Annotated in this window: 12 protein-coding genes and 1 other RNA gene; 2 read left to right on the top strand and 11 right to left on the bottom strand. The window is 41.0% G+C overall.

What is annotated here, in order from left to right; genetic code table 11:
- From VMW01_09985 to VMW01_10010, 6 genes are all read right to left on the bottom strand, one after another.
- Positions 1 to 1,153: peptide chain release factor 3 (locus VMW01_09985; protein ID HUW06582.1), on the bottom strand; the 1,153-nt coding region annotated here is incomplete at its 3' end.
- 345 nt (positions 1,154 to 1,498) lie between these two features.
- Positions 1,499 to 2,539 carry a quinone-dependent dihydroorotate dehydrogenase gene (locus tag VMW01_09990; GenBank protein ID HUW06583.1) on the bottom strand — a complete coding sequence of 347 codons (1,041 nt, stop codon included), beginning with the start codon at positions 2,537 to 2,539 and terminating at the stop codon, positions 1,499 to 1,501.
- Between the two features lie 35 nt (positions 2,540 to 2,574).
- Positions 2,575 to 3,000: a helix-turn-helix domain-containing protein gene (locus tag VMW01_09995; protein HUW06584.1), complete on the bottom strand. Its 426-nt coding sequence runs from the start codon at positions 2,998 to 3,000 to the stop codon at positions 2,575 to 2,577.
- 835 nt (positions 3,001 to 3,835) lie between these two features.
- Positions 3,836 to 4,690 (bottom strand): DUF1571 domain-containing protein, encoded by an 855-nt coding sequence (locus VMW01_10000; protein ID HUW06585.1) that lies wholly within the window; start codon positions 4,688 to 4,690, stop codon positions 3,836 to 3,838.
- A gap of 37 nt (positions 4,691 to 4,727) precedes the next feature.
- An RNA gene (rnpB, locus tag VMW01_10005) (RNase P RNA component class A) lies at positions 4,728 to 5,089 on the bottom strand.
- Positions 5,090 to 5,106: 17 nt separating this feature from the next.
- The gene (locus VMW01_10010; GenBank protein HUW06586.1) at positions 5,107 to 6,189 is read right to left on the bottom strand and encodes a DUF2027 domain-containing protein; all 1,083 of its coding nucleotides are present in this window, start codon (positions 6,187 to 6,189) and stop codon (positions 5,107 to 5,109) included.
- Between the two features lie 94 nt (positions 6,190 to 6,283).
- Here VMW01_10010 and VMW01_10015 point away from each other — a divergent pair, with 94 nt between their 5' ends.
- Positions 6,284 to 7,504, top strand: coding sequence for an S-adenosylmethionine:tRNA ribosyltransferase-isomerase (locus VMW01_10015; protein ID HUW06587.1), 1,221 nt, complete (start codon positions 6,284 to 6,286; stop codon positions 7,502 to 7,504).
- A gap of 80 nt (positions 7,505 to 7,584) precedes the next feature.
- Complete coding sequence (locus tag VMW01_10020; protein ID HUW06588.1) at positions 7,585 to 9,381, top strand: YgiQ family radical SAM protein; 1,797 nt, start codon at positions 7,585 to 7,587, stop codon at positions 9,379 to 9,381.
- Positions 9,382 to 9,426: 45 nt separating this feature from the next.
- Here the strand turns inward: VMW01_10020 and VMW01_10025 are convergent, their stop codons facing one another.
- From VMW01_10025 to VMW01_10045, 5 genes are all read right to left on the bottom strand, one after another.
- Positions 9,427 to 9,879 carry a hypothetical protein gene (locus VMW01_10025; GenBank protein ID HUW06589.1) on the bottom strand — a complete coding sequence of 151 codons (453 nt, stop codon included), beginning with the start codon at positions 9,877 to 9,879 and terminating at the stop codon, positions 9,427 to 9,429.
- 34 nt (positions 9,880 to 9,913) lie between these two features.
- Positions 9,914 to 11,632, bottom strand: a complete 1,719-nt coding sequence (locus VMW01_10030; protein ID HUW06590.1) for a V-type ATPase 116kDa subunit family protein — start codon at positions 11,630 to 11,632, stop codon at positions 9,914 to 9,916.
- A 74-nt stretch (positions 11,633 to 11,706) separates the two neighbouring features.
- Positions 11,707 to 12,309: a V-type ATP synthase subunit D gene (locus VMW01_10035; protein HUW06591.1), complete on the bottom strand. Its 603-nt coding sequence runs from the start codon at positions 12,307 to 12,309 to the stop codon at positions 11,707 to 11,709.
- Between the two features lie 35 nt (positions 12,310 to 12,344).
- The gene (locus VMW01_10040; GenBank protein HUW06592.1) at positions 12,345 to 13,667 is read right to left on the bottom strand and encodes a V-type ATP synthase subunit B; all 1,323 of its coding nucleotides are present in this window, start codon (positions 13,665 to 13,667) and stop codon (positions 12,345 to 12,347) included.
- Positions 13,668 to 13,669: 2 nt separating this feature from the next.
- The coding region (locus tag VMW01_10045) for a V-type ATP synthase subunit A (protein ID HUW06593.1) at positions 13,670 to 14,784 on the bottom strand (1,115 nt) is incomplete at its 5' end.

The raw sequence follows: 14,784 nt of genomic DNA on the forward strand, positions 1-14,784 counted from the left end.
AATGCAAAGCCTCACCCTCAGTAAGGGTATCGCCTATCTTAAAGTTGCCAGTATCGTGTAGGCCAATAATGTCACCGGGAAAGGCAAAGTCGATAATTGATTTCTTATCGGCCATAAAAGCGTTTGGACTAGCAAATTTTATGCTCTTTCCAAGCCTGACGTGAAGGTATGGCTTGTTTCGTTCGAATGTTCCGGAGCATATCTTCAAAAATGCGATCCTGTCCCGATGGTTGGGATCCATGTTGGCATGAATTTTAAACACGAACCCTGTCAACTTCTCCTCATATGGGCTAATCTCTCGCTCCTCTGTAAACGATTTTGTTGGGCTAGGGGCAATTTGAATGAAACAGTTGAGTAGCTCTTGAACACCAAAATTATTGAGAGCTGAGCCAAAAAATACTGGGGCAAGCTTCCCCTTCAGGTAAAGTTCTCTGTCGAACTCAGAATAAACACTTTCGATAAGGTTGATTTCCTCTTTTAGTGTCTTGGTAAAGGGTGAAATATATGAATCTAACACACTAGATTCAAATACGTTATCTATTTTAATATTTTCCTCACCAACGCGCTGTTTATCCTCCGAAAAGAAGAGATTGAGCGTTTTTTCAAACATATTATACACACCCTTAAATGTAGGCCCCATACTTATGGGCCAAGAGAGTGGTCTAACCGATATCTGGAGTTCCTTCTCTATCTCATCAAGCAAGTCGAAAGGGTCCCGCCCCACACGGTCAAGTTTGTTTATGAATACTATAACAGGGGTATTACGCATGCGGCAAACGTCCATAAGCTTTCGAGTCTGCGCTTCTACCCCTTTAGCACAGTCGATAACAATGATAACGCTATCAACGGCCGTTAAGGTTCTAAAAGTATCCTCAGCAAAATCTTGGTGTCCTGGGGTGTCAAGAATATTGATTTTAGCATCATTATATTCAAATCCCATGACGGAGGTAGCGACAGAGATTCCCCTTTGTCGTTCAATCTCCATGAAGTCGGAGGTTGCTGCCTTTTTTATTTTATTCGACTTAACTGCACCAGCAACGTGAATTGCACCACCAAAAAGCAGTAATTTCTCCGTTAGGGTAGTTTTTCCTGCGTCTGGGTGACTTATTATAGCAAATGTTCTTCGTCGGTTAATTTCGTGCGTTAAATCCATTATTTATTATTTTTTTGAAGGTGCAAAGTTAATTGTAAATTTATTTCGGCGAAGGTATTTGAGCTAGAAGCGAAAAGAAATGACATTATAATGACATCTTGCCATGACGGTGGGCTACTAGGTTACTTGAAACAACCAAATTATCCTACTTTTTTTGGAAATAGGAATACTTATTTTACGACAACCTGTTAATCCATAATTCTGTTGACTACCGTAGGCGGGAGTTCTTAACAGGGTAAAGTGTGAAATATAAGAATCCAAATGTTCCAGCCCTTATTAGTTTTGTGGGCGGTACCATAATGTCAACGATATTAATGTTATTGTGCGCTGATATAAAACAATTTATCAATCTACATTAGCCTTAATTATAGCTCTATTTATGCGCCGAACAAAGCAAGGCCCATTATAGATAAACCCAGTATAAACCTGAATAAGGCTTGCACCAGCTTTAAGCATATCGAGGGCATCTTTTTCAGACATTATGCCACCAACACCTACAATAGGAAGCTTACCGCCAGTAATAGAGTAGATATGCTCAACAAGTTTTATCGACTTTTCAAATAGTGGTTTTCCGCTCAATCCGCCACTTCCAAGACTGTTAACCTTCACCTCCGGAGTAACAAGCCCCTCACGGCTGCGAGTGGTGTTGGTTGCTACAATTCCATCTAGGCCAAATTGCATTGCCGTTTTTACCTGCTTAGTGGCTTGATCTAGGCTTAAATCAGGGCTTACCTTAAGCAGAATTGGTCGGAATTGCGCTTGTTGACTTCTCAGCTTTGTAAGCTGGCTTAAGATGCTACTCAATTCGTCACTTTCCTGAAGTTCATGTAAGTCTGAAATATTTGGGCAGGACACGTTAACAACGAAATAGTCCACATAGGGATATAACCCCTGAAACACCTCAGCATAGTCCTCTACTGCTCTACTATTTGGCGTCAAGGTATTTTTTCCAATATTTCCTCCAACAATAATTTTTTTTCTCCGTTTTGCTAATTTCGCTACAGCAGCCTCAAGTCCAAGGTTGTTAAACCCCATCCGATTTACAAGGGCTTGGTCTTCAGGAAGTCGAAAGCTACGCGGTTTTGGATTACCAGGCTGCCCCTTGGGAGTAACAGTTCCCACTTCAATAAAACCAAAGCCTAGAGCATCCATTTCAGAAATAAGCTTGGCATCCTTATCAAAACCAGCAGCAAGGCCCACCGGGGACGGGAACTTCAATCCAAAAACGGTACGTGTTATGCGGCTATCGTTAACACGCAGTGTTTTTCGCACTAGTAGTCTCAGACCTGGAATTACAAATAAAATTCTAAGTGAATTGGCTACAAGTAGATGGACAGATTCAGGGTTAAGACAAAATAGAAGAGGTCTTATAAGTCGCTTGTACATCGAAATTTTTCACAAAAATAGCAATTATTGAAATCCTACCCAGGAAAGTATTCAGAAAACGTCTTATCCTTGAAAAATATCATGACCCTCTCTACATCCTTTTTGTTTATCGCATTCATAGGAAGATGACTTTCCCCAATTTTATCTGTAGATGCTTCATTTACAGGCGCTTTTGTAGTATTGCTAGGTGTCACACGTTGCGCCTCATCCAGAATATTAGGCGGTGAATCAAAAAGGGTAGCTTGTACTGATTGACGGTACATTCCACCCTTACCAGTAATTAACCATTCAGGATTAATTTCAGGAAATTTTTGGAGTATTTTCTCAATAAAATCGAAGGAAGGCTTATTTCTTCCTGATAGAATATGAGAAATGCTGGACTTCTGCACTCCAATAATTTCAGCAAATCTGGTAGCCGTTAGCTGCTTACCGGTAAGCAATTTAAGAAGCCTATCCTGCATAACCAAAAAGATATTCACAAATATAAACAGAAATTCACATGATGCAAAACAACGTGGGTTACATTTGTATATTATCAATGATTACATTTGTGATAACACTAAATGTGTATATGGTTTTAATGCTAGGGCTATATCAGTTGCATAGACTTATCTAGTTATGACATAAGGCTATAGAATATGCTTGTTCCTTAAAGTGAATTATAGTTGATATATATTACAATATTGGTTATTAGATATATATAATGTACATATAGTAATATAACACTCCAAATACATCTATTTGACGTAATAATAATCTTTTTAGTTAAAGTATGTTATCATAAATTATACATATTAATCTGGTATATAGTATATTATGATTTAAATTAGTCATAACAACTTGAGAAACATTACCTGCCAAGATGGTGGTTTACATTTGTAATTAGATAATTGTAGCTGAGCAGTCTCTCTCCTTTCCTATTTTTGTCTAACAATATTCATTAATTAAGGCATATGGCAACCTAAATACTCAGGCTCCTCTAAGGCCCTCAGTAGATAGGGCATGAATGCAGAACTATTCATTGAGATGATGTTAAAGCACCGAGAAATGAGGCTTTTAGCCTTCCTATGAAGAATAGCACAATAAATCACACAGAAATATGCTGCATGATTCATCATTTACACATGAATATGCCGAAATACTAGATATTCGAAGTATTAGATATGTGATACAGCTATAGATAATTGGACCTAGCGGTATTTTTTTTGCTGCGTAACAGATGGAAGGGCCAAAGAAAAAGCCAATTCAATGAAGAATTGGCTCAATTTTGGTTAGCTTATGACTAAACAAAAGGGGCTAGAATGAGTAAGTTGTATTGTCGCGGCTAAAATCGTATGGTGAGAGCATTACTTCTTGGGTTACATTTGTAAACTCCATCTCCTCTAACAATCCATGATCGCTATAAATTTCAATTTTTATTGGTATCAACTCCTTTTTATCAATGAATACGTACATTTTTCTAGCGTAATCAGATGGAATTGTGAGCATTGTTAGATCAGGGATACAGCTGGGATCCACATTGGGATTGAGCATCCTTAAGGTGTAGAGAAATAGATGCTGTGATTTGGCTATAGAATAGAGGGTTTCCCCCTTCTTTGTTCGATAATGTTCAAGCCGATAGGAAGGATTATCGACTAGGAATCGAAAACACTGTTTTTCAAGGCAGAGCTCTTCCCCTTCATAGGTTACGGAAGCCTGTTTATTCACTGTAGTGATATGTTTCACAACTTCAACCAGATACCAGTAGCCTGCTTCAAAAATTGGATGCCTAGACTCTCTTAGCATAATATTACCAAGAGGATCGAGAGAAAAGGATATCCAAGGAAATGAATTTCTATGAATTAATACCTTGTTGTTGTTAACGCCTTCAACATAAAGAAGTTCTAATCCTTTTTGAGGCGAATCTTGCCTATAATAGAAGTCAAATGGATGTTTTCGCAGCTTAAAAAAGCCTGTCTTGCTATTTCTTTCCCCTGACGGTTCAACCTCACTAAACCTTAATTGAAACGAGATGGTATTCTCCATCTCGAGCTTGTTCAATGTCGACCAGAAAATTTTAAGCTGGTCATTTTTTTGTGGGGCAGCCCATGCATTTTGATTTAATGCTATCATTGCAATTCCTACCACAGCATTTCGCAAACAACTTAACATAATTAATGCGTTTTCCTTGCCCTATTTAAAAATAGTAAAAGCCAGAGAGCATGTAAGCCGGGTTCTGTTTCTAGGTATTGCTACCCAAACCCTCACCATTTATCTATTCTTAGAGTCACCCCTAAGCTCAAGCGGCCTACCCCCCGGCATTGGACGAGCAGTCCTCAGCTGCCGGTATACATGGCCTTACAACCCATAAGACGTACGGCTCTCAGTGTCGCCACTGAAACCGGTGGGCTCTTACCCCACCTTTTCACCCTTACCGCATCCGAAGATGTGGCGGTTTTTTTCTGTTACGTTACTATGCCCTCGCGAACATCTTCCCGTTAGGAAGCATGGTGCTCTGTGTTGCCCGGACTTTCCTCCATTTTTTCAAACAGCGGTGAAGCTGCTCTCTGGCAATTACAAATTAGAAACTACTTTAACATTACTAAGGTTGCACCATAACCGTATTCTTTGAACGATGCATCCTGATATCTCAACTTTGCATAGGTTGTATCCAGCAGCTTTCTTAACTCAAACTTCAGCTTACCATTTCCAACTCCATGAATGAATACTATTCTTTTCACTTTTGACTTTATTGCTCCTTCCAAGGAGGTAGTGAACCGTGCCAACTGGATATCCAAAATCTCCTTTGATGTGAGAGTTGAATAATCATCAACCAGCTCCTCAATGTGCAGATCAACCTCCTCCATCTCTGGAGTCACAACTTTATTGGCGGTGGATTGTGTTGCTGCCGATTTTGGTAGGAGCATTGCCTCTTTAATCTTCTCCGGTTCAGGAATTTCAACGGTATCCTTCTCCGTAAGTTTCACCAACATCGCTTTTTCATCGAAAAAGTCATTCACTACATAAGCTCCTGGACGCAACAATTTTACTGATGATACGCTAATATTAAACTGCTCCGCCGGTTTTAATGTAAACTCCCTATTCTTGAAAAATAGGAGTTGAAAATTCAACGTAATACCTTGTGGCAAATCAGTTTGTGAAATAACTCCAAGTAACACTTTCGTATCAGGTTCAAGCATTCCCGCATCCAACGGCTGAAAGTGAGCACTAGTTTCCGCCCTTGAAATAACATAAAATGCCCGATATGAGCCATCATTTACCAAGAACATTCTCATCTTACCATCTGTTGGATGAACCGAATTTTCTGGAACAAGTGCCAACAGTAGCGCAACACTTTCACCATCGGGATCCTTATCTCCTTCTAATTGTGAAGAAGAGTTGCTTTCAGGTTCTACAATTTTGGAGGCAGCCAATATTTCAGGCTTTCCGCCCTTGTTCAATAAGGATTCATTTGTATCCGTTATAGCCGAATTTCGGCTATTTTCTTTTTTATTGGGCTCACTGGAAAGAATAAGGTCACTAATTAGGCAAGGTAAATCGAATCCATCTTTGGTTTCAACCAGAACCTGATTGTTTATCAATATTTTAACTACGGTTCCCTCTCCAACCTCGTTGAGAAACTTCACTCTAGAACCTACACTTAACTCCATGATATTTTCCCTTCGTGTTTACAACGTCTTAAGTTTGCAAAAATAGTTAATTTTGCTCCACAAAAAATGTATTATACCTATTATACCCAAACACGTGCAATTTATTCCTGTTGACATTGACAATTACACCTATCAACTACCTGAATCACGAATTGCAAAATTCCCAGTTGATGATAGAGATAAATCTAAACTGCTCATCTACAAGGGTGGAGATATTGAAGATGACCAATTTGCTAACATGCCGAACCTACTTAAACAAAAGGTATTTATCTTTAATAACACAAAGGTTATTAAGGCACGGCTTCTCTTTAAACGCGCAACAGGGGCTACCATTGAGGTATTCTGCCTTGAGCCAATACAGCCGGTTGACTATCAGGAGATGTTTGGCTCCACAAAGCCAGTTGCATGGAAGTGCCTAGTTGGAAACCTCAAGAAGTGGAAGGAGGAAACACTATCAATGCCGTTAACTATAGGCCATGATACCATTAAACTTGAGGCTTGCAGGGAGGAACCCCTTCCAGAAGGGCTAATTATCCGATTTTCTTGGGACAACACCAACATAAGTTTTGGACAGGTTCTAGAAGCAGCCGGTGCCATTCCAATACCACCCTACCTAAACAGAAAGGAAGAGACAATTGATGAGACAAGGTATCAAACTGTATATTCAAAATGGGAAGGGTCTGTTGCTGCTCCTACGGCAGGACTGCACTTTACTGAATCGGTTATTCAACGGCTTAAACTGAGTGGCTCTCAAATGGTTGAGTTGACACTTCATGTTGGTGCTGGAACGTTTAAACCAGTGAAAGCGAGTTCGATTAGCCAGCACACTATGCATAGTGAGCACTTTTCGGTACCCCTAGAATCATTGGAGGTGATTAAAAAAAGCATAGGGCATATAATAGCTGTTGGAACTACTTCCGTTAGAACACTTGAATCCCTTTACTGGATTGGGGTAAGCATGATAGATAGTGCAGGTGGCAACTGTTCCTTTCAACTCAAACAGTGGGATGCATACCAACTTGTGGATACTATTCCGGCGGCCACAGCAATTGACAAGTTAATCTCGTTTTGTAAATCTGAGGGTATCACCCATTTTGATGGTTCAACTCAAATAATGATCTCACCAGGTTATAAATTTCATTTGATCAATGGTATGATAACCAATTTTCACCAACCACGTAGTACTCTACTGCTACTGATTTCAGCATTTATTGGAGATGATTGGAAAAAGGTATACCAGCATGCAATGGAGAATGGCTATAGGTTCTTGAGCTATGGAGATTCTTCATTGCTCCTTCCAGCCAGTGTCGAATGATATTAAACATAACGGATATGTTCCCAATTCGCAATACATTATAAGCTGGTTCACAGTTATTTGTAAAACAATTTAGCAATATGGTTAATATTAGCAAAACAATGTGGCTACCCACATCTAAAAAGGAGATAGAATCACTCGGGTGGGAACAACCTGACGTTATTCTATTCTCTGGCGATGCTTATGTTGACCATCCTTCGTTTGGTATTGCAGTAATAGGCCGAATTCTTGAGCATGCTGGTTTTAAGGTTGCCATTGTTCCCCAACCAAACTGGAGGGATGACCTTCGTGACTTTAAAAAGTTAAGACCTCCACGCCTTTTTTTTGGAATTTCCTCGGGTGCCATGGACTCCATGGTCAACCATTACACTGCCAACAAGCGCATCAGAAGCAATGATGCCTACACACCAAATGGTCAAGCTGGCTTTCGACCTGACTATGCTGTAAGCGTATATAGCAATATTCTCAAACAACTCTACCCAGAAATACCAGTAGTAATTGGAGGAATTGAAGCTTCACTTCGACGACTTACACACTACGACTACTGGTCAGACTCCTTGATGCCATCCATTCTATATCAGTCCAAGGCCGACATTCTGGTTTATGGAATGGGGGAAAAGGCTATTGTTCAGATTGCTAAGTTACTAGACGAAGGAAGTGCAATTCAAACAGCTACGACCATACCGCAGACCGCCTATATTTCACAGGTAGAGCCAGAGGACGTAAATTATGTTAAGCTCTACTCCTTTCAGCAATGCACAGAAAGTAAAACTAAGTTTGGGCAGAATTTTGCTCTCATCGAAACGGAGTCAAATAGAGTCTCTCCAAGCAACTTAGTTGAAGAGGGACCTGCAGGTTTTGTTATTGTGAATGCTCCATTCCCAACAGCTACCACAGCGGAATTGGATTCCTATCACGATCTACCTTTCACCTACCTGCCTCACCCCCGCTATGATGGAAAGGGAGCAATCCCTGCATTTGAGATGATAAAAACATCAATTAATATTCATCGTGGATGCTTTGGTGGTTGTTCTTTCTGTACCATTTCCGCTCATCAGGGAAAGTTTGTTACAAGTAGATCGCAGAAATCTATCATTAATGAAATAAACAAGATAAAGGAGTTGCCAGATTTCAAGGGCTACCTATCTGACCTTGGTGGACCATCGGCCAACATGTACATGATGAAGGGAAAGGACCTAACCCAATGTGAAAAGTGTCGACGCCCCTCCTGCATTTTCCCCAAAATTTGCAAGAACCTTAATACCTCCCATCGCCCACTACTCGATCTCTACCACAACGTTTCGAAAATTGAAGGCATAAAAAAAGCATTCATAGGTAGCGGAATACGTTACGATCTTTTCTTAACTGACGGCGTTGGTGATCCATTTGAAAATTATGAATACTTGAAGGAGGTCATTCTGCATCACACCTCCGGACGGTTAAAGGTGGCTCCTGAGCACACCGCTCCATCGGTATTAAAGAGAATGCGAAAACCAGATTTTGGACTTTTTGAGAAGTTGGATATGGAGTTTAATAAAATCAATCGTTCAGCCGGGGTAAACTTTCAGTTAATACCGTACTTCATATCAAGCCATCCGGGCTCCACAGAACAGGAGATGAGGCAGCTCTCAGATGTTACTCGAAGCTTAGACTTTAAATTGGAGCAGGTTCAGGATTTCACACCTACCCCAATGACACTCTCGTCCACCATTTTTTATACAGGTATTGATCCCTATACAGGCGAAAAAGTTTATGTGGCCCGAACCAAGGAGGAAAAATTGCGACAACGGGATTACTTTTTTTGGTATAAAAAGCCTCAGGAATCAAGAGCACAAAGTAACCGTAACAATTGGAAGGTTAGGTACAAAAAAAAGTAGAAGAGCTACGAAAGCTCTTCTACCGATACAATATTTTTGTTCCGCCTAGGCTGCAAGTGATGTTCCAATAAGGAACACAGCAGCAAGTGAAATAATGGCATACAATTCAGGGAATACAGCAAGAATAAGTGTGTTACCAAAAACCTTGTGGCCATTACCAATAGCAGTAATACCATTTGCACAAACCTGGCCCTGACGAATTGCTGAAATTAGACCAACAGTGCCCATTGCCAGCCCTGCACCAAATATAGCGGCTGCTTGAAACCACGTAATGGAAGGCACGAGAAAATCTTTCAACATAAAGTAACCAGTAAAGCCATAAAGGCCCTGCGTTCCTGGAAGAGCGCTTAAAACAAGAAAATTACCAAAAGCGCCACTCTCCTTTTTGAGTGCTCCAATGGATGCATTTCCAGTAATAGTTACCCCAAGGGAACTACCTACCCCCGAAAGGATGACCATAAGTGCGATTCCGATGTAAGCAAAAATGATTGGTCCCATAATTAATAGTTCTAAAAGTTTAACATTTAATAGGTTAATTATTTTTTTTAAAAGGATTGTAAAGCGTCCCCCCTCCAGTAAAATTGGCATTTTTATAGAACTCCACAAAAGTAAGACGCATTGGATGCACAAGTGCTCCAAGCCCTCCCATGAAAAGGTTAATTGAATGCCCAACTACCAAAATTAGAACAATGACAATTTGCTTTACAATAATAATATCCGGAGCCATACCGAAGGCAAGGCTGTTATACACTCCTCCCAAAATTGCTCCCGAGAGAGAGAGTGCAAACAATCGAATGTAGGAAAGGACATCACCTAGCAAACCAGTTGCCATGTTGTAGCTATCCCAAATTCCCAATCCGAAATTGAGAAATGGATTTTTGCCAGGACTATTGAAGAAAAAGATGGCAATTCCTGTAACAGCTGCCACAATTAGGTGAAGATGTCCCCATGGTTTGAGTGCAGGAACAATACCTCCAAGTGCGTAGCATGCCGCTGTAAATGAAATAAAGACAAACCATCCAATTGTAGTAACAGCATACCACCAGTTATTCTGCTTGGCAAGGTTAAAAGCCTTGATGGCCATGCCGAACAAAATCTGAACTGCACCAACCATCAATGCTAAACGAAACAACTTTTGCGAATCGAGCATAATGTTATGCAGACTGCTGGCCCATCCCAAGTTAAGTTTTAACAGGTCAACGCCAAATAGGGTGCCAGTAATTATACCAAAAATAATGGTTGCAAGACCAAGCCACTGTATGAGCGACATTATTGGCCTTAAGTCAGCCTTAACCTTTGATTTGAAGATGGTCGCTACTAATAATAATATTACTCCATACCCTGCATCGGCCAAACAGAAGCCAAAGAACATCATGAAGAAGGGAGCAAAGAAGGAAGTTAGATCTATTTCATTATAAACAGGCAATGAGAATAGAGCACCAATGGGTTCGAATAACTTTGCGAAGCGATTATTCTTCAACAGTATTGGGGGATTATCTTCTACCTTTCCCTCTTCAGCAAGATAGTATACTCCATTTACTTCGGCAAATTCCTCTATTACTTTCCTTTGCTCGGTTGGTGCCCATCCCTCTAGCAACATAACCTTCTCATCGGCTTCAAGAAGGGTGTCATCCCATACCTTTTGAATAACTAGAGAATTCTGGGCTTTTAACATTTCCTTCTCAAGCAATTCCTTTTGACTGGCCATGGAGCCATACTCAGCCACAATGTGATCCAGCTGTTGTCGAATTAGTGCCAATTCTTCCGTTTTTTCTGAAAATGACGCAACGGGAGGTTTCATCTCGATGGCATCATGAATTATGGCATCACCCTCCTGATAAACGGCGACAAAGTACACAGTGCCATCGATGCGAGCAATTTCCTCAATTGGAAACTCCTGAAACCAATTTGGGTTAAAACGTTTTTCTGCAACAGAGTAATACTTCAGTGTGAGACCAAGAGAGGCAAGCCTATTGAGATCGGAGGCAGAAAAATCGCCCCATGGACGAACATCCTTCAGTTCCTTCTCAACTCTTTTTTCTTGGTTTTCAAGTTGCTCATTCTCCTTGCGAATCGCAGCTAACCTTGCCAGAAAGTCGTCGAGTGAAAACTCCTTCAGATTGGGTTGCTCTGAAGCCTGCTTCCCCTCCAAGAAAGAGATTGCACCTTTAAGCTGGGCAATCAAATCTAGCAAGTTCTTCTCCTTTTCGCCAATATGCTGGTGCTTTTCCGACACATGTATCAACCCCATATTTTGAAGGTTCTCCAAAAAATTCGGATACTCTTGATGGTACACCAGAAAAGCAAATTTGGTCATCGGGATAATCATTGCTCGTCCTCCACAATCTCGTAACGTTTCTTTACAATCTTTTGAGCAGATTTAGAAAGGTTCTCTTCGTCTTCAAGAAAACGCTTTATCTTGCGAATAGCCTCTTCATACCCGGGGATTTGAACCTTCTCATACAGGTTTACCTTCTGAGTTGTCTTCTTTCGAGCAAAGTCAAGTAGTTTCATCTTCTCAAGGTAAAACTCTCTTTCAATGCCAATGTAGGCTAAATCTTGTAATATTTTTATTCCATCGGTAAACCAGAACGGTTTGGAAAAAACATTAAACTCCTTCACCGTAAAGATAACATCCTCAAGAATTGGAATTTTAACACCTGCAATTTTAACAACCCTAAGGTTAACGTCCTCAACCGTAATCAATCCTGGCTCAAACTCACCCCACAAACCAACCATGAAGTCATATTCAGCCATTTTCTGGATCAACTTGTTACTCAGATCCTCGGCAATTGTCTTGGCTTTCTTTACTTCAAGGCGAAGGGCCGATTCCTTATTTTTAATGGTAGGCAGAGCCCTTACCCTGATTTTAAGTTGCTTGTTAAGGTCGTTAAGTGAAGTTTTATTAAACTGAAACTTTATTGCCATAGCAATTAATTTGTGAGGTTAATAAACCCAGCAGGTTAGTTACCCTGCCAGTACTTTTCAACCAATTCTGCCTTAATACCAACCTCTGCCTTTGAGAAATAGGTGCCAAAAAGTTCCCATCCAGTGTTGAGCATTGTTTCAATGTTCTCGTTAACATCAATAGCAAGCAACCGCTCAGAGTATGCTTTGGCATACTTGAGCGTACGCTCATCATAGTCGGTAAGGTCAAAACCATTTTCTAACTTGGTTTTCGCGTTGGCTGCATCGGCATAAAGACGCACAGCCGCGTTCATAACCTGTGGATGATCCTCGCGCGTTTTCATTCCAATTACCAGCTGTTTTAAGCGTGATAAACTTCGGAAAGGATCCACAATAACTTTACCGGTGTCGGAATCGGAGCGTAAGAAAAGTTGTCCTTCTGTAATATAGCCAGTATTATCAGGAATTGCGTGGGTAATATCCCCACCATTCAAGGTTGTAACTGCAATAATAGTTATGGAACCGCCTTCTGGAAACTGCACTGCCTTCTCGTAAATACGTGCTAGGTCAGAGTAAAGCGAACCGGGCATACTGTCCTTTGAAGGAATCTGGTCCATACGATTCGATACAATACTGAGAGCATCGGCGTAGAGGGTCATGTCGGTAAGCAGTACGAGAACCTTCTCGTTCTTGTCTACGGCAAAGTATTCGGCGGCAGCAAGCGCCATATCTGGTATAAGCAAGCGCTCAACAGGTGGATCGTCAGTAGTATTTACAAAACTTACAATACGATCGAGCACGCCAGCATTGTCGAACACATTTTTAAAGAAAAGGTAATCGTCATTTGAAAGGCCCATTCCCCCAAGGATAATTTTATCGGCCTTAGCCCGAAGTGCAACCATGGCCATAACCTGATTGTAAGGCTGGTCGGGGTCGGCAAAGAATGGAATCTTTTGTCCAGATACTAGGGTATTATTCAGGTCAATCCCTGCAATACCTGTTGCAATAAGTTCAGACGGTTGCATACGACGAAGCGGATTTACCGAAGGGCCACCCACTTCTCTATACTCTCCCTCGATTTCTGGTCCATCACCAATTGGCTTTCCATAGGCATTGAAGAAACGACCAGCTAAATCATCGCTAACGGTTAACTTTGGTGGCTCGCCAAAAAATATCACCTCGGTATTGGTCGCAATACCTTCGGTTCCTGAAAAAATTTGAAGCGTAACCAAGTCGCCCATAATTTTCACTACCTGAGCCATTTTCCCTCCAACCAGCGCTAGCTCTTCATTGGAAACCCCCTGAGCTCGTAGCGTGCAGGTGGCCTTGGTAATACCTGTTATTTTGGTATATATTCGCTGAAATGCTTTTGTTTCCATTCCTAAGCCCTTCTTTCGTTTAGCATAGTGTTGAGCTCCTTTTCATAATTAGCAAATTGCTCCGACTCAAACTCCGAATAGTTCATCTGTTTGAGAGTATTGATAAGGTTCTTATAGTAGGTGGTACATTCCTCGAAATTCTCAAAACTAAAAGATTGACGAGAAATATTCATTACCAAATTCAGCATGTATTTTTGACGATTTAGTGGACAAGACTGGTCGATCTTGTCAAATCCATCCTGCTGAAGTATAATAAAGTCAATTAATTCTGACTTCCAAAACTTATCATGGTAGTCAATTGGAACACTATCATCACCTAAAATATTGATCTGTTCGTAGGCTTCCTTACCTCTCCGAACCAGATTCTTAGCCTCCATAACAAGGTCAACCCAGTTATCCTGAATTTTTGTATTTAAATACTCAATGATTTCAGGGTATTCAAGATATTTAGAGTAACTGTCGAGTGGGTCAATAGCGGGGTAACGTTTAGAGTCGGCTCGTTGCTGTGAAAGTCCGTAGAAACAACGCGCCGCCTTTTTTGTAGACTCAGTAACTGGTTCTTTCAAGTTACCACCCGCTGGAGAAACAGTTCCGATAAAAGTAACAGAACCACTTGATCCATTATTAAGGTATACAAAACCTGCGCGAGCGTAGAAGTTTGAAATGATAGCCGGAAGGTCCATTGGGAATGCATCGGGGCCTGGCAACTCCTCCAAACGGTTTGACATTTCACGAAGTGCTTGAGCCCAGCGAGAAGTGGAGTCAGCTAACAACAAAACCTTCAATCCCATTGATCGGTAGTATTCACCAATAGTCATGGCGGTGTAAACTGAAGCTTCACGAGCAGCAACAGGCATGTTTGAGGTGTTACATATAATGGTAGTACGCTCCATGAGTTTTCTACCCGTTCGAGGGTCAACCAAGTGGGGAAATTCCACAAACATCTCCACAACCTCATTTGCGCGTTCACCACAAGCTGCAACAATAATCATATCGGCATCAGCTTGTTTAGAAATGGCATGTTGAAGTACAGTCTTGCCACAACCAAAAGGTCCGGGAATAAATCCAGTACCGCCTTCTGCCATTGGATTGAAGGTGTCAATTGATCGAACACCTG

The sequence above is a fragment of the Williamwhitmania sp. genome (assembly GCA_035529935.1).
GTDB lineage: Bacteria > Bacteroidota > Bacteroidia > Bacteroidales > Williamwhitmaniaceae > Williamwhitmania.